The 16,631-nt window shown below is 38.1% G+C and carries 17 protein-coding genes; 13 read left to right on the forward strand and 4 right to left on the reverse strand.

Annotated elements, in window-relative coordinates; all coding sequences use genetic code 11:
• Nucleotides 1-210 precede the first annotated feature (210 nt).
• The 6 genes from H6G06_RS11330 (at nt 211) to H6G06_RS11355 (ending at nt 6,423) form a co-directional block, all read left to right on the forward strand.
• Nucleotides 211-747 (forward strand): porin family protein, encoded by a 537-nt coding sequence (locus H6G06_RS11330; RefSeq protein WP_190560107.1) that lies wholly within the window; start codon nt 211-213, stop codon nt 745-747.
• Between the two features lie 352 nt (nt 748-1,099).
• Nucleotides 1,100-3,013 (forward strand): sulfite reductase, ferredoxin dependent, encoded by a 1,914-nt coding sequence (sir, locus tag H6G06_RS11335; RefSeq protein WP_190560109.1) that lies wholly within the window; start codon nt 1,100-1,102, stop codon nt 3,011-3,013.
• A 516-nt stretch (nt 3,014-3,529) separates the two neighbouring features.
• A complete protein-coding gene (locus tag H6G06_RS11340) occupies nt 3,530-3,697 on the forward strand; it encodes a DUF29 family protein (RefSeq protein WP_190560111.1) in 168 nt (55 codons plus the stop codon).
• Nucleotides 3,698-3,850: 153 nt separating this feature from the next.
• Entirely contained in the window at nt 3,851-4,138 is a 288-nt protein-coding gene (locus tag H6G06_RS28120) for a DUF29 domain-containing protein (protein ID WP_199306667.1), read from the forward strand.
• Nucleotides 4,139-4,546: 408 nt separating this feature from the next.
• On the forward strand, nt 4,547-5,254 hold the full coding sequence (locus tag H6G06_RS11350; RefSeq protein ID WP_190560113.1) for a 16S rRNA (uracil(1498)-N(3))-methyltransferase: 708 nt from the start codon (nt 4,547-4,549) through the stop codon (nt 5,252-5,254).
• Nucleotides 5,255-5,340: 86 nt separating this feature from the next.
• Nucleotides 5,341-6,423, forward strand: coding sequence for a tetratricopeptide repeat protein (locus H6G06_RS11355; protein ID WP_190560115.1), 1,083 nt, complete (start codon nt 5,341-5,343; stop codon nt 6,421-6,423).
• A gap of 149 nt (nt 6,424-6,572) precedes the next feature.
• Here H6G06_RS11355 and H6G06_RS11360 read toward each other — a convergent pair whose 3' ends face one another.
• Nucleotides 6,573-6,944 (reverse strand): hypothetical protein, encoded by a 372-nt coding sequence (locus tag H6G06_RS11360; RefSeq protein ID WP_190560117.1) that lies wholly within the window; start codon nt 6,942-6,944, stop codon nt 6,573-6,575.
• 398 nt (nt 6,945-7,342) lie between these two features.
• Between H6G06_RS11360 and H6G06_RS11365 the strand changes: the two genes are divergently transcribed.
• Nucleotides 7,343-7,951 carry an esterase/lipase family protein gene (locus H6G06_RS11365; protein ID WP_190560119.1) on the forward strand — a complete coding sequence of 203 codons (609 nt, stop codon included), beginning with the start codon at nt 7,343-7,345 and terminating at the stop codon, nt 7,949-7,951.
• A gap of 45 nt (nt 7,952-7,996) precedes the next feature.
• On the opposite strand, the gene H6G06_RS11370 is transcribed toward H6G06_RS11365, so the two are convergent.
• Nucleotides 7,997-8,425 carry a VOC family protein gene (locus H6G06_RS11370; RefSeq protein ID WP_190560121.1) on the reverse strand — a complete coding sequence of 143 codons (429 nt, stop codon included), beginning with the start codon at nt 8,423-8,425 and terminating at the stop codon, nt 7,997-7,999.
• A 279-nt stretch (nt 8,426-8,704) separates the two neighbouring features.
• Here H6G06_RS11370 and H6G06_RS27360 point away from each other — a divergent pair, with 279 nt between their 5' ends.
• From H6G06_RS27360 to H6G06_RS11395, 5 genes are all read left to right on the forward strand, one after another.
• Nucleotides 8,705-8,920, forward strand: coding sequence for a DUF2887 domain-containing protein (locus H6G06_RS27360; protein WP_338422935.1), 216 nt, complete (start codon nt 8,705-8,707; stop codon nt 8,918-8,920).
• Between the two features lie 116 nt (nt 8,921-9,036).
• Entirely contained in the window at nt 9,037-9,795 is a 759-nt protein-coding gene (locus H6G06_RS11380; RefSeq protein WP_190560123.1) for a TIGR00297 family protein, read from the forward strand.
• A 257-nt stretch (nt 9,796-10,052) separates the two neighbouring features.
• Entirely contained in the window at nt 10,053-10,811 is a 759-nt protein-coding gene (locus tag H6G06_RS11385) for a peptidylprolyl isomerase (protein WP_190560125.1), read from the forward strand.
• Nucleotides 10,760-13,450 (forward strand): type I secretion system permease/ATPase, encoded by a 2,691-nt coding sequence (locus H6G06_RS11390; RefSeq protein WP_190560127.1) that lies wholly within the window; start codon nt 10,760-10,762, stop codon nt 13,448-13,450. The genes H6G06_RS11385 and H6G06_RS11390 overlap by 52 nt, the downstream gene beginning before the upstream one ends.
• A gap of 106 nt (nt 13,451-13,556) precedes the next feature.
• Entirely contained in the window at nt 13,557-14,474 is a 918-nt protein-coding gene (locus tag H6G06_RS11395) for a M48 family metalloprotease (RefSeq protein ID WP_190560423.1), read from the forward strand.
• Between the two features lie 224 nt (nt 14,475-14,698).
• Here H6G06_RS11395 and H6G06_RS11400 read toward each other — a convergent pair whose 3' ends face one another.
• Both H6G06_RS11400 and H6G06_RS11405 read right to left on the reverse strand, forming a co-directional pair.
• Nucleotides 14,699-14,962 carry a hypothetical protein gene (locus tag H6G06_RS11400; protein ID WP_190560129.1) on the reverse strand — a complete coding sequence of 88 codons (264 nt, stop codon included), beginning with the start codon at nt 14,960-14,962 and terminating at the stop codon, nt 14,699-14,701.
• 182 nt (nt 14,963-15,144) lie between these two features.
• Complete coding sequence (locus H6G06_RS11405) at nt 15,145-15,576, reverse strand: hypothetical protein (RefSeq protein WP_190560131.1); 432 nt, start codon at nt 15,574-15,576, stop codon at nt 15,145-15,147.
• Between the two features lie 414 nt (nt 15,577-15,990).
• On the opposite strand from H6G06_RS11405, the gene psbQ reads away from it, so the two are divergent.
• Nucleotides 15,991-16,446 carry a photosystem II protein PsbQ gene (gene psbQ / locus H6G06_RS11410; RefSeq protein ID WP_190560133.1) on the forward strand — a complete coding sequence of 152 codons (456 nt, stop codon included), beginning with the start codon at nt 15,991-15,993 and terminating at the stop codon, nt 16,444-16,446.
• Nucleotides 16,447-16,631: the final 185 nt, after the last annotated feature.

Consider the following 16,631-nt stretch of genomic DNA (forward strand, 5'->3'; position numbering starts at 1 on the left):
TTACAAAACTGTCACTTGCTCATCTGGAATCCTCAAATATAGCTGTGTAATCATAACTACTGATTCAAAAATTTGCTAAATCACTGAACACTCAAGGGATTGCATCAATAACAACAAGGACTTTAGTAAAATTTAAAATCATCTGGAACATTTCTACCTGCTATTCGACATACAATTTAACAGTAAAACTTCTAAAATTTGGTGAAAATTATGAAACCCTTTCTCAAGTCTTTGGTTACAATTTCTGCTTTATCTTCCTTAGTAATTATTCCTGCATTTCTTTCAGTCGGTAAAGCGGCTGCCCAAACCCAAAAAGGCACTGATGCTAGTTATATAGGTGCTGGTGTAGCTGCTGGTGTTACCAATGGTGGAAAAGTAAACGATGCTGCTACCTTTGGCGGAAATGTCACAGGTCGTTTGAAATTGGGCAATACACCTTTTTCAGCACGGGGTAATGTCCTCTGGAGCGATCAAACCTCTGCTATCATCCCTGAAGTTTCTGTAGATGTACCCATCGCTAATAAAACAAATGCCTTTATTACTGGCGGTTATTCTTTTGTAGAGTCAGATGGTAAACCAACACCCTTGGGCAACAGAGATTCTGTAGTTGTAGGTGCTGGGGTGGAATCTGAAGTTACTAAAAACTTCCTTGTCTACACTAACGCTAAAGTTGGACTCGGTGCTTACCAAAATAGTGATGCTTCTGCTGTCAGCATTAATGGTGGTATTGGCGTTCGCTTTAAGTAGGAAGTTACCTGAATTGGCTGGTTGATGGTGAATAAATCGCCCGATGAAACTGATACAATACGCTCAGTAGGTCGGTGCAGTAAAGATTAATGGTATCTGTTGACAGAATACACATTTTTATTGATATGTCAACAGATAAAAACAAAAAAAATGTGTTTATTTACATCTATCTACTGAACGTGCTGGTTTTGTTAAGTGTTACATCACTAATGAAGCCGGCTTTTCACTGTGTTAAAATTAAGTTATTATTCATAATTCCGACTGGATTTTCGGTGTTCTACCAGCAGCAAAGGTATAGCTAAATTCCTAATTAGTCTTTAACTGCTGCATTATTGAGAAACATACTACTGTAATGGTTAACTCTGCTCCTTCTTCCGTTAACAATCGTAAACCTTCCAAAGTTGAAGGCATCAAAGAAAATAGTAATTTTTTGCGTGAACCTGTAGCTACAGAAATTCTTCAGGACACAACCCACTTTAGTGAAGATGCGATACAAATTCTGAAGTTTCACGGGTCTTATCAACAAGATAACCGTGATAATCGTGTCAAGGGACAAGAAAAAGATTACCAAATGATGCTGCGGACAAAAAATCCTGGGGGGTTAGTACCACCGCAGCTGTATTTGGCTTTGGATAAATTGGCTGATGAATATGGTAATCATACCTTGAGAGCTACTACCCGCCAGGGTTTTCAGCTACATGGGATTTTGAAAAAGAATCTCAAGAGTGCGATTGCTACTATTGTCACAAATTTGGGTTCAACTTTGGGTGCTTGTGGTGACATCAACCGTAACGTCATGGCTCCCCCTGCACCCTTTAAAAATCGCCCAGAATATCAGTATGCTTGGGAATATGCCCAAAATATTGCTGATTTGCTCTCACCCCAAACCGGTGCTTATTATGAAATTTGGTTGGATGGGGAAAAAGCCATTAGTGCTGAAGAACACCCAGATGTCATAGCAGCACGACACAAGAATGGAAATGGTACTATTATTCATGATTCCGTAGAACCAATCTATGGTACTCACTATATGCCCCGCAAATTTAAAGTTTGCGTGACTGTACCTGGTGATAATTCCATAGATTTGTATTCCCAAGATTTAACATTGGTAGTAATGACCAATAAGAAAGGGGAACTGCAAGGTTTTAATGTCTTTGCTGGTGGTGGTTTAGGAAGAACCCACAATAAGGAAGAAACCTTTGCGCGAATAGCTGATCCGATTTGCTATGTGGCAAAGGATGATGTTTATGATATCGTCAAAGCGATTGTTGCTACTCAAAGAGATTATGGCGATCGCACCGACAGACGACACGCGAGATTAAAATATTTAATCAATGATTGGGGTGTAGAAAAGTTCCGCACTCAAGTTGAAGAATACTTTGGTAAAGCTGTCGAACCGTTCAAACAATTACCCAAGTTCAAATATCAAGATTATCTAGGCTGGAATGAACAAGGCGACGGTAAACTGTTCTTGGGTATTTCCATTGATAATGGTCGGGTAAAAGACGAAGGTACATTTCAACTAAAAACCGCTTTACGGTTAATTGTAGAGCAGTTTAACCTACCCATCCGCCTCACACCTAACCACAACCTGATTTTTTACGATATTGCACCGGAAGACAAAGAAGCGATTCAAGAGATTTTGGATAAATGCGGTGTCATTGCTGATCCTAATCAAATTGCAGCCTTAACTCGCTATGCTATGGCTTGTCCCGCTTTACCTACCTGCGGTTTAGCTATTACGGAATCAGAAAGAGCAATACCTGGGATTTTAGAAAGAATCCGCGCTTTATTAGATAAAGTGGGTTTACAAAAAGACCATTTTGTGGTAAGGATGACAGGATGCCCTAACGGTTGCGCTCGTCCCTATATGGCAGAATTAGGTTTTGTGGGCAGCGCCCCGGAATCTTATCAAGTTTGGTTGGGTGGTTCACCAGATCAAACACGATTAGCACAACCTATCATTGAGAAGCTACACCACAACGACATAGAAAGCTTTTTAGAACCGATTTTCATCTATTTTAAAAAGTTCCGCAAAGGTAAAGAAAGCTTTGGTGATTTTTGCGATCGCATTGGTTTTGATGCTATCCGCGAGTTTTCAGCCACCTACACACCTGGAGAACCTACCAGTAGTGGAAAATCACGCCATCGGGTAAGTCTTCGTGATGATGTTTATGAGCAACTGAAGGAAACCGCAGAAAAACAAAATCGACCAATGACTGACTTAGTACATGAAGCTTTGGATAAGTATTTCCAAGGTCTGTAAGAACATATTCTCACGCAAAGGCGCTAAGACGCAAATTTTGTCAGCTTTTGCGTGACATTTACAAGCAATGTTCAATCTTGCATAACTTACACCAAATATCTCTAAAACTCTGTGTTCTCTGCGGTTCGTGACAATTAAGACACAAAGCACACGAGGAAAACAAGGGAGAAGAAATTTTGTGTCAAATAATAGTTAAGACTTGACAAGTCGAAAATTTTGTTTTATGCTATATGTTATGGGTGGGAAAAGGTGCGCCCATATATAACTGATTTTTAATGATCAACATTATTATTTGCAGGACTTACGCAAAACAGCACGAAAGTAGGGGTAATTCATGAATTACCCCTACGCAAGAATAAGGTTTTCAGTCGTATCTTGCGTAAGTCCTAATTTGATTATTTGCGATCGCATCCTGTAAATCCTTAAATACTGTAAATCCTGATATGGCTTGCTCCACGCTGCGCTATCAGACAAAAAATGTTAAAATTACCTTATATACTGTTTTAAGGTTAAGGTATGACGATAAGAACAATACCATCTCTTCAACCTAACCTGTATGAAGAAGATTATTATTTATGGATAGAAACTACTCTTCAACAAATACAAAATCAAGATATTGAAAATTTAGATTGGCCACATTTAGCAGAAGAGATAAGTAAGTGGGCGTTAAAAAATATAATATAAACCTAACCCCCCAGCCCCCTTCCCTACTAGGGAAGGGGGAGTCAAAGCCTCTCCCCTGGTAGGGGAGAGGTTTGGAGAGAGGTTCTATATTTAATTGTGCCAAGTTACTTAGAAGCTTTGGGAATTGAACAAAGACGAAAAGTAGAAAGTTAGCTGAAGCAATTATTAATTCATCTTCTGCTGTATTGTTATTGGGAAAGTGAAAGAGAATTTTGTCAACGGGTTTGGGAAAATAAGATTTCTAATTTTCGAGATGAGTTAGAATTTTCTTGTCGTTCAAAAACACTTTATAATTATTTTCTGAACTGTGTAGATTCTGTTTATCTCAAAGCCAGAAAACAAGCGATTCAAAAAACAGGTTTACCAAGTGCAACTTTTCCTGAACAATGTCCTTTTACTCCTGAAGAAATTTTGAATAGTGATTATTTCCCTGATGTTTGAATAGTGAACGCAGATAAACGCAGATAAACGCGGATTTTTTTGTCAGCATCAGGATGTCCAGGATTTAAGGATGTAAAGGATGGGTAGTTGATTGGTTGTTTGTTGGTGATGAAATTTGTGATTGTCAGAATTTTGTCACGGGTTTAGATCCCCGACTTCTGTAATAAATTTATGGTTTGATGAGGAAATATTGGTAGAAGTCGGGGATATGGAGAATCGTCTAAATCAGGATATCCAGGATTTGAGGATGTACAGGATGGGTAATTGGTAATGGCGAAAATGCTGTAAACTAATCATATAAAGAATATCATAAAACAACATCTTTAAAATATCCCAACTTCCAAAAATCCCCACTTCCCAAAAATCAATCATTCCAAAAAATCTTGAAAATCATAATTCTGACAGATAATGTCTCAACTGCAACGCATCACCATTAACCCCTCCCAACTCCAACAAACCCAACTTTTATTAACACCCCAACAACAACATTATTTATTACGAGTGTTGCGGTTACAAGATGGTGATAAATTTATTGCGATGGATGGTATGGGTAAATGGTGGTTAACCCAATTAACAGGAGAAACAGGAGAGATTTTAGAATTACTTGAGGTGCAAACCGAGTTACCTGTATCTATAACCCTGATGATGGCTTTACCGAAAGGAAATAGCTTGGATGATGTTGTCCGGTGTTGTACAGAATTGGGTGTAACTTGTATTTTACCTGTTTTGAGCGATCGCACCCTATTAAATCCCAGTCCGCAAAAACTCGAACGTTGGCGACGCATAGCCTCAGAAGCCGCTGAACAGTCAGAACGGGCTTTTGTACCCACCATTTTAGAACCTGTAGCCTTTAGCACCGCTGTAACTGAATATGCAGCAAATCACCGTTATATATGTGAAGCGCGTGGTGATTATCCACATTTGAAAAAAGTGCTAAATAACTGCTCTGGTGAAATTATAATTGCGATCGGACCTGAAGGGGGATGGACAGAAAAAGAAATTGAAATGTCCATAAAAGCCAAATTTCAGCCTGTTTCCCTTGGTTGTCGTATTCTCCGCGCCGTCACCGCACCAATTGTTGCATTATCCTTGATTGCGGCTGCCTGTGAAGTATAAATGATATATCTCACGCAAAACGATCACGCTTTTTTTGCGTCTAAAGCGTCTTGGCGCGAGACATCCATTCAGATTCATTAAAAGTTATGCTGGAAGAAGTTATCGCCGCCTTTGAACGCAAAGACTACCAAACCGCAGCTAAATTACTCAAACCCCTGCTTAAAGACTCACCAGAAAATCCTTGGGTGCAATTTTATCTCGCCCGGTTACAAGAAGTTTCTGGAAAGCGACAGGAAGCAGAAAAAATCTATCGTCAACTGCTACGAGTGACAGTAAATAACAAAATATTGTCACAAGCACGTCAAGGTTTACAACGTATAGAAGAAATTCGGCAAGAAGAAAGACAAAGAGCCATTGTTCAAGCAACAGCAGAACCAACTAACGCCGAACAGGGAATATTAGTTTTAGAACCGATCAACAACGAACTGAAAACTATAGCTGCGGCAAAATTTGCCCAAATTATGCAAATAGATGCCTACACAGCTAGACTGATGTTACCAAGTCGCAGTTGGAGAGTATACCGGACAGGAAAAATAGGCGAACTTCAATTTTATGGGACACAGTTACAGCAAGCTGGAATTCCCTGCTTTTGGTTGAAAATCTCACAAATTCAACAAATTCAAATATATCAAGTTCAATATTTTTCCGAATCACCATCAAAACCAACAGTTGTTTGTAGCAATGAAGAAAATCAACTGGGTTCTCTCAATTTTGACTGGTCAGAAGTCACAGCCAGAGTTGTAGGACTATTACCTATTTTTGAACAGGTTGTAGATATTAATGTTCGTGGTAAATTAGAACGGAAAACCCAAACTCAAGACTATGCCCAATTTTGTGATTTACATCTACCTGGAAGACGTGCCATTTTAAGAATTTATGACAATGGTTATGAATTCCAGAAAGGTTTAGAAATTACTCCCCAAGCCACACAAAACACAATTAGAATCAACTGGAATAGTTTGATAAATTGGGTTGATAAAAAATTACCTCAAGTCAAAGTTTGGTCAGATTTTCAGCCTTTTGGAGAAACAGTTTTAGACCAAACAGAAGTGCTAAATCACATTCCCTCTCATATTCAAATATTTAGGAGAGAACAGACTAATTGGGATTCGGCATTTCAGTTATACAGTGGAATTGTTTTTGTGAAAAATGCCTCAACCAAATCATAACTAGGGAAAGGTTAGATTTTGGATTTTGGATTAAATGTAGGACTTATTTTTTGTTTGTAGTCAGGGCTTTAGCCCTCACTGCGAGCTAGATATTCTGCATTAAACCAATTAATCAATCCAAAATTGTCAATCCAAAATCCAAAATTGATTTATCCAGGTACTTTCGCTTGACGCGCCATATCTAAATAACTGCTCATATTCGCACCTGGACGACGACGAATACCAGAAGATGAAGGAACTAGATATTTAGGTGCAAATGTAGTTTCGGTTGCTACTGCTGGTTGAACTGGTGCTGCTTTTGCAGGTTGAGCGGGTGCTGCTTTTGCGGGTTGAGCGGGTTCTGCTTTAGTTGCTTTAACGGGTTCGGCTTTGGGAGTTGGTGCAGTCGCTGGTTTAGCTTCTACTGGTGTGGTTTGAGTGGTTTCTTCTTTGAGTTCCAAGTAGTAGCTATCTTTCTTACCAAATAGCCCTGTGATGAAACCGAAAATACCACCGATTAAATTTTTGATAAATCCAAACATGACAATTTCTCCTGTCTTTAATATTTTGCCATATCACCGTAATTATGAATTATTACAACATAATCTTACATTTTGTTGCCATAATTGTTTCCGGCAATAATTCTAGGGATTTTTACTTAATCACCTTGTAGTCATTCTATAGGCCAATTGTTATGACTTCATTACAACCATTAGCAACCTATAGCGACTGCGAATTAATTATTAAATTTTACTGTAACTAGGAGCAAGATTCTGAGATGTTCCTTAATAAAATTTAACAATAACTGGTTAGCTGCAAAAACTGTCATAGTCTCTGGGTTGATAGCTGTGGTACTTGGTTATATTTTCTACAGAATCAACTAAAATCTGATTTTATGAATACTGACAATTTTTCACAGATTTATTTTAAAAGTATTACTATGGAAAACAAAACAAAAAAGCGTAATCCTGTTTTATTAGTACACGGTATTAACGATACAGGCGCAGTTTTCAACAAAATGGCGCGTTACCTGGGAAAGCAAGGTAGGATAGTGTGTACACTGGATTTAATTCCTAATAACGGTTCTGAGCTTTTAGACAAATTAGCACAGCAAGTAGCAAATTATGTAAACATTAACTTTGCACCAGAACAACCATTAGACATAGTAGGTTTTAGTATGGGGGGAATAGTCAGCCGTTATTATATTCAAAGATTGGGAGGAATAGAAAAGGTAAAGAGATTTATTACCATTTCTTCACCACATCAGGGAACAAATATTGCATATTTAACTTGGTTAAAGGGTGCTTTACAAATGCAGCCTGATAGTGATTTTTTAAATGACTTAAATTCTGATGTAGAAATGTTGAATAAGTTAAATTTTACATCTATTTGGACACCTTATGATTTGATGATTGTACCTGCGGAAAGTTCAAGAATACCTGTTGGTAAAGAAGTCGTTTTGCCTGTTGCCCTACATCCTTGGATGTTAACAGATAAACAGACCTTTGAAGTTGTAGCAGCAGCATTAGATGAACAAATTAGTCATTAGTCACTGGTTATTAGTTATTGGTTTTACCCAATTACCAATTACCAATTACCTATCACCAATTTCTGTATATTCAGAATTCTCAAAAATTGCCTCTGAATGGCGATAATATTTAAATTCCATTAAGTTATAAAAAGGATCTTCTAAAAAGAAAGTGTGATGTTCTAAAGGAGAACCAAGAAAACGGCTTTTAGGTTCTTCTCTAAAAGTTAATTGTTTGGTTTTTGCGGTTTCTAGTAATTCCTGCCAGTCTGTTTCTTGAGTGAAAATTAAGCCGAAATGTCGGGGATAAATAGCTTTTTGAGGTGTTAAATTATCCTTGGTAACGTGTGCCACTAATTGATGTCCATAAAGGTTGAGAATTAAAGCATGGGGGCTTTCTCTTCCGGGGATACAGCCTAAACCATCAACGTAAAAGGCTTTGGTTTGGGGGATATTGGTGACGGGGAAAGCGAGGTGGAATATGGTTCGGTTCATGGTAGGTGTGGGTTAGATAATTTTGATGGAAGTTTCGCGCAATCTCCGTTAGGAGATCCCGCAGGGTAGGCGCGGAGGAGCAAAGACGCAAAGGAGGAAATTAATTTGCGTAAAGCCTCTTTAAAATTATCAGGACTTACGCAAAACAGAGCGGAAGTAGGGGTAATTCATGAATTACCCCTACGCAAGAATCAGGTTTTGAGTTCAATCTTGCGTAAGTCCTAATTATATAAAAATCTTCTTTATAAAGTGGTTAGATAAAAAATAAAGACAGACACTATATTTTACACCCTCCTACAAAATATCCCCAACGTTTTATTTGAACTGCTGGAAAAACTACCCCAACTAGCTGCACATTACGAATTTTCATCAGTCGAAATCAAAGAATTAGCACGACGCATAGATGCAGATGCGGCGAATAGTCGTTATCTTTTAGAATTGGTAGAAAGAATGCTAATTTACAAGTTTTCAACCTATAGCCGTCAGGAGTTATAAGCGCCAAAAATCAATCGTTGAGAATATACTGATTGATAAACAATTCTGACTCCTGACTCCTGAATTCTTATATTCGAGTATCATAAAAAACTGAAAATACTCATACCTCATTAACAATGTTATCTTTACTTGATTCCATAAATCCCTGGTTAGTAGGTGCAGGTTTAAACGCGATTTTATTGGGAATAGTTGCCTTAATTCCTAAAAAATTGCTCACCCCTGCGGGAATATTCCATGCTTGGTTATTGGGTGTAATTATTTGGGGAACACTAGGCTGGCCAGGATATCTAGTGGTAGTGTTTTATTTTATTGTCGGTTCTGGGGTGACGCGCATTGGGATGGCGCAAAAGGAAGCGGAAGGAATTGCAGAAAAGCGTTCTGGTGCTAGGGGTCCGGAAAATGTTTGGGGTTCGGCGTTAGTTGCGGCTTTGTGTGCTGTGGGAGTGTTGCTTGTACCTGATTGGAAGTTCTTGCTATGTTTGGGCTATGTAGCGAGTTTTAGCACCAAATTATCTGACACGACTGCGAGTGAAGTGGGTAAAGCCTATGGCAAGCGTACTTTTTTGATTACGACCCTGCAACCTGTAGCTAGAGGTACAGAAGGGGCGGTAAGCTTAGAAGGGACTTTAGCGGGTGTTGTCGGCTCAGTAGCGATCGCTTTTATCGGTTGGGGTGTAAATTTAATAGATATCTTAGGAATTGTGTGGTGTGTAATTGCAGCATTTATTGCTACAAATTTAGAAAGTGTAATTGGTGCAACATTACAATCTAAATATACTTGGCTCACCAACGAAGTCGTCAATATCTTAAATACGCTAATTGGGGCTGTTTCAGCCATTATTCTGGCTTTGATTTGGCAAATGATATTTGTTTGAATAGTTACTAATAACTCAAAATTTTTAACAGCAAATTTGCTGTTTTTTTAATGTTTATTGCACACCAAAAACCCTATTAAATGTGTAAAATATTGCACCTGATAGTTAGATGCTTTGGGTAAATTTTATAATAATTTATTTTTTAGGTTACTAATTCATAAAATCTTTATCATTATGAACCGTATTTTCCTACGGTTTTATCTATTATTTAATGGAAAAGTTGTATATATTTTTAGTGGTTTCCTCATATTTATTTCATGGAATCTTCATCATTCTTTACAGTCAATGACGAGCAAATCGACCTTTTTCAAGTGGTCAAGTATTTACAAGTATCTGGTAAACTGAATCAGTTTATTAGTGATGTTCTGCGTCAATACATATTAGAAAAAGAACTAGAAATCAGAGACGATATAGATATCAGTACGGGATTAATTGAACAATCAATTATTGATTTTCGGTTAAAAAACCAACTCACAGATCCTGAACAATTCCAAGCATGGTTAAAAAACAATGGTAGTGATTATGCTACATTTTATGAGTCAGTTACCTTTAGCTTCAAACTAGAAAAACTGAAAGCGGTAATTGTAGAACCAAAACTACCAGAATACTTTATTGAAAGGAAGATTTACTTAGATAGAGTGGTACTTTCTCGAATTCTGGTTGATAACAGAGAACTAGCCGAAGAACTACACACTCAAATTGAAGAAGGAAGTAGTTTTGAGCAACTAGCAAAAGAGTATTCACTGGCAGATGAAAAAACCTTTAACGGTATGATGGGTCCGATTAGTCGGGGTAGTTTACCGGATATCTTGCGTGCGGCTGTGGATGCGGCTACTCCTGGACAATTGATAGGACCTATCGAAATAGAAGGAAGTTTCAGTTTGTTTAGATTAGAGAACATTCTACCAGCATCTTTAGAAAATACTCAACTAAAACAATCACTACAAAATGAGTTATTTGAAAAATGGCTAGGGGAGAAAATTCAAGACCTGACAGTAAAATTACAAGTGAGCTAAATATTCTGAATCATCAAATTTTAAGAGTAAATGTGCTAGATGCTGTCCCTTGGAATCAACAGCCATTATGCTGGTTGACTCCTGAAGAACAAACCGAATTAAAGAATCAATTGGAAGTTCGTCAATACCAACTTGGCGAAAAAATTTGGTCACACGAAACAGGAGGATATCAGTTTTTTATTGTGACTGGTAAAGTCCGTTTACGGGATGAAATGAGTAAACCTGTAGCCACCTTAGAAGACGGAGCTTGGTTTGGTGATTTACAACAATTATTTACTAATTGTAAGGCTGTAGCTGCTAGTAAAGAAGTGGTCATTGTGTGTTGGAATTCATCATTATGGGCAAAGTTTTGTCATCCTCAAATTGATGAATTTTGGAATTTGCAAGGTGAAAAACAAGGGGACAGGGAACAAGGAAAAAGTGACAGAGAAAAGATGGAAGAAGAAGAAAATTATAATTCATCATCTTTATCATCTTTATCATCTTTATCATCTTCACTGTCACCTGTCACCTCTCACCTGTCACTTTCATATCCTTTTGTAGCCAGTGGAAATACTGCGGCTGCTTGTTTAACGATGGTGGCGCAATATTTAAACAATGCTGTGCAACTGGAATGGGTGCAACGTCAACTCCGGGGACAACGCCCAAAAAATGTGATAGAAACGGCGGAAAAGTTAGGGTTAGTTCTGCGGAAGTTGCAAGTAAATTGGGGTGAGTTGCGACAGTTATCATTTCCAGCTTTATTAATGTGGAAATCTGAATCTATTAGCAGTTGGGTTGTAGCTTATGGGATGAAAGGTAATTGTTTAATTATTGCCAATCCTCTTCATGTTGAATGTGAATATTTAACCCAATCGGTAGTAGAATCTTGCTGGGATGGTAAATTATGGCAAGCTGAATTAATTTCCCAACAAGAAAAATTTAATCTGGCTTGGTTCACTCCCGCAGTTTGGAAATATCGGAAATTGTTAGGTGAGGTATTGCTGGCTTCTTTCACTTTGCAATTGTTGGGTTTAGCTTCACCATTAATTACCCAAGTGATCATTGATAAAGTGATGGTGCAGGAGAGTTTAGCTACTCTCGATGTCATGGCGATCGCACTGTTGTTAGTCGCTATATTTGAATCTATCCTGGGTATGCTGCGGCTATTTATTTTTACCCACACAGCACGACGTTTAGATTTGAGTTTATCAGCCCAACTTTTCCGCCATTTAATGCGTTTACCTTTGGCTTATTTTGAGTCTAGGAGAGTGGGAGATACAGTTGCTAGAGTACAGGAATTAGAACAAATTCGCCAATTTCTCACAGGTACAGCTTTAACAGTAATTCTCGATAGTATTTTTGCAGTGGTGTATCTGGGATTGATGTTTTATTACAACATTCCCCTCACATTTGTAGCCTTAGCAGTATTACCATTATTTGCGACTTTAACAATTGTCGCTACACCAATTTTAAGAAATTGGTTAAACGAAACCTTTAACCGCAGTGCTGACAGTCAATCATTTTTAGTCGAGACTGTTACGGGTATTCATTCTGTTAAAGCCCATGCTGCCGAACCAGTAGCCAGGGAACGCTGGGAAGGTTTATTTGCTCGGTTTATTCGCACAGGTTTTAAAGCTTCGACAACCTCAAATATTAGCAGTAATATTGGTGATTTTCTCACTAATTTTTCGACTTTGCTAATACTTTGGGTCGGTGCAAAATTAGTCATTGACCATCAACTTACCGTAGGTCAATTAATTGCTTTCCAAATGTTATCAGGGCGAGTCACAGGACCCTTACTGCGATTAGTACAGTTGTGGCAAAGTCTCCAACAGGTACTATTATCAGTAGATCGTATTGGTGATATTCTCAATGCTGCACCAGAAGCAGAAGCGGGAACAGGTTTAGTATTACCACACCTCAAAGGTGAAGTTAATTTTGATCAAGTTTTCTTCCGCTATAGTGCCAATACAGAACCTGTATTAAAAGGAATTTCCTTTGATGTCCAACCAGGGCAATTTGTAGGAATTGTGGGACGTAGTGGTTCTGGAAAAAGCACACTTTCTAAACTTTTACAACGCCTTTATCAAATAGAATCAGGACGCATTTTGATTGATGGCTTTGATCTCAAAAGTTGTGATCTAGCATCTTTAAGACAACAAATTGGCGTAGTTCTCCAAGAAGACTTTTTATTTAACGGTTCTATCTTGGAAAACATAAGTTTAGGAAATCCAGATATTACAGCTGAACAAGTTGTAGAAGCTGCCAGATTAGCGGTAGCACACGATTTTATCAGTCAATTACCTTATGGTTACGAAAACAATGTTGGTGAAAGAGGTACAGCTTTATCTGGTGGACAAAGACAAAGAATTGCTTTAGCAAGGTTATTTCTTTCTTCTGCACCAATTTTGATTTTAGATGAAGCAACCAGCGCCTTAGATAGTGAAACTGAACAGCAAGTATTACAAAACTTGCAAAAAGTTTCTGCTAACCGTACCGTGTTTTTAATTGCCCATCGGTTTGCACCTTTAAAACGGGCAGATTTAATATTAGTCATGGAAAAAGGTATCATTGCTGAACGGGGGACACACGCAGGTTTATTGCAACAAAAGGGGTTGTACTGGTCACTGTATCAGCGACAGCAGGCAAATATTTAAGCTAAAGACGTTCCCTGGGAACGTCTTTATTAGCTGCATTGAAAAAAGGTGACGTTGTATTAGAAAATAATAGAAACAACCTCACTTGCCGAAACTTGCACAAATGATCACCAGAAAAATTTTAACTGGGCTGAATTCAACAGTCTACGAACACCCTTTTGACCGGCAAGCTTTAGCTTCTTTACAAAAAATGCCGGGTATATCACCAATACTCAAAAAAATTAACGAATATGGTATTGATCGTCTACTGAGATTACAAAGTCTTGGTAGTGAAATCAGAGTGACAAATCGTAATTTTCCTAAATTATATCAAGCATTGCTAGAAACTTGCGAAACTCTTGACGTTTCTCCTCTGCCTGAATTGTATCTGTTTCGCGGTACTGGTTATATTCAAACTTATGTCGTGGGGGTAGAAAAACCCATAGTTGCTGTGAATTTAGAAGCAATGGAATGGCTGAATGAGGAAGAATTGCTTTATATTTTTGGATATGAAGTAGCTCGAATTAAGAGCCAACACATGATATATCATCAAATGGCCATTGTGATGCCGACTGTAAAAAATCTATTGAGTAGTACCACCTTGGGAATTGGTGGTTTAGTTGCAGGTGGAATTGAATTAGGTTTGTATAATTGGGTGATGATGGCTAAATTAACTGCGGATCGTGCGGGTTTGTTAGCTTGTCAAGATATTAATATTGCTACAAGTTCACTGATGAAACTAGCTGGTTTACCTGAAGAATATTTAACTGATAATGTAATTGAAGATTTTGTGATTCAGTCCCGTGAGTTTGCATCCAATAACTTGGATAGTTTGGATAAGGTAACAAAAATATTAAGCTATTCAGAACCTAGACTATCTTGGATAGTCATGCGAACTGGAGAATTATTAAAATGGTATGATTCAGGTGAATATAATAATTTGATTCAAGAAGATGGAAATTTGCATGAAAATTTAAATACCACAGAAGATCCAGAAAATAATAATCTAGAAAAAGAGGGTTGGAATTTCATGTCTTCTTGGTAAAAATGTGGCTCTATGTTACTTGTTATGCTAAATTACCAGTCGGTAACAGGGAACAGGGGCAAGAGGCAATATTTGGCAATAATGTTAAAAATTCTGCCTCATATCTTATACAGATTAAAATTTTTGAGATTTTTTTGCCTAGATTTTGGATAATATGTACCAAAGAACCAAAAATGTAAGCATTCATCGGATAAATAAAGGTTGAATGCTTACCCATATAAATATCAAAATGTGGGATTATGTTGATAATTCCAACATTTATCATTACGCCAAACTCTACCTGTTGACTGGCATTTTTCTTGGTCTTTAATACCAGGAATTAAGGTAGGGTGAATAGTGTTTAAGCTGGATGTAACATAAGAAATCATGAAAGAACCTGTATAAAATCCACAAAATATTAAAGTTCCAAAAAAAAACGTAAAGCTGACACATTTGACAGCAAATAAAGCAGAAAGGTTGCCTTGTTTACCAGATGGGGGAAAGCGCATATATTTCCTCAGTGTGGTGTTGACGGTAGATAACACCTGGGGAATGTTTATACGCTGATTAATTCGACTTGCAGAATTTATTTATGGCAGAAAATTTTAGATATTTCTGTTATCAGGTAACGCTGTCAGTTGTCAGTTTTCATCTGACCCCTGAATTATGAATTATGAATTATGAATTGCTGCTATAAAGAAGAACTTAGGTTAAAAACTTCTAAAATTTGTTGGCAAATCTGTTTGAGTTTTTCGCCAACAGCAGGGGAAGGTAGGGACTCACCAACAAAACTCCATTGGTCTACGGTTGAAAGTCGCCATGCTTGGCCACGATGGTCAAATCCTGATACTTCAATACCAATAGCTCGCCGAGATTTATTGATAGGATCTTGATAAAAACGGATTTGAATCAAAATACTGCGACTGCGCCAAGATTTGCTGATTCCCGGAAAGTGAAAACCGATGTCTATGGAATCAGGATCTACTAGTTCCCTGGTTTCTGGGTCATTATGCCAAGGTTTAAGATCCGATTTGGCATCAGGAAACTCTAATTTGAACAGATTAACTACTGTAGCAATTTTGCTGGCCAGTTCAAGGTTTGTTGCCTGTTCAGCTGCATTCACGTCAAAACTCTCCTAATATTGCATTTGCCTGTGGGGGATGTGAAAACAGAAAAACCGCCAGAAGGCTTATCTTATTAGTGTTTCAGCTTATCAAGAAGATTGGAAATTTAGCAACTGTGAATTAGGATTTCCTCACATTTACCTGAGTAATTATACTTAAAAAGTCTCCCAAAATAATAGAAATTCTGCCTTTTGGCTGGGTGGGCGAGAATTTTTGGTAAATTTTAGGACTTACGCACAAGCAACGTCAAAACTAACCACAGAAGACATAGAGGAGTTTGAGAGAATTTTTACCTAAATCCTAAATTTCAAGAATTTTCTGCAAAAACTTTGACTGACAGGAACGATAAATTACAGTAGCGATCTAAAATGGCACTGTAAATCGGTAAACAAACAGTAATTTAATTTCCCTTTATGGTGCGTCAACGCTCTATTTTGTCACTGATTCTCGTACTATTGACTACATTCCTGATCAGCTGTGGCAGTCCTAGTATCGCTACTGCACCTCCAACTTACACACCGACTCAACTGGTGAAAATTCAGGAATATGTTCCTGATATTCAGGTGGTGCGCGATCGCTCTCAAGAACTGAAAACCCTGATTCAAAGCGGTGAGTGGATTAAGGTTGGTAATTTTATTCATGGACCGATGGCGGAAGCTAGGCTAAATATGACTTATGTCATTCCTAACCTACTACCCCAAGACCAATCCAAAGCCAGACAGATTACAAAGGATTTATTGACTCACCTGGTGAAAATTGACCAAGCTGCTGCTTCTGGCAACACTAGTCTAGCTTTAAGCAACTACAAAGAAGTTTTTGCAGATGTTGACAAGTTCCTACAACTGATTCCAGAACAAAGTGAGAGTTGATAGGTGACAGGTGACAGGGAGCAGGGAGCAGGGGCGCAGGGGAGAAGATTTCTCCTAGTACCCAGTCCCTAGTCCCCAGTACCCAGTACCCAGTACCCAGTACCCAGTACCCAGTCCCTAGTCCCCTCATTCTACTCTGAGTCATGAGTCACAAAACGCTAGGGTAATGGGGTGATAGGGTGAAG

It is taken from the genome of Anabaena sphaerica FACHB-251 (assembly GCF_014696825.1).
GTDB lineage: Bacteria > Cyanobacteriota > Cyanobacteriia > Cyanobacteriales > Nostocaceae > RDYJ01.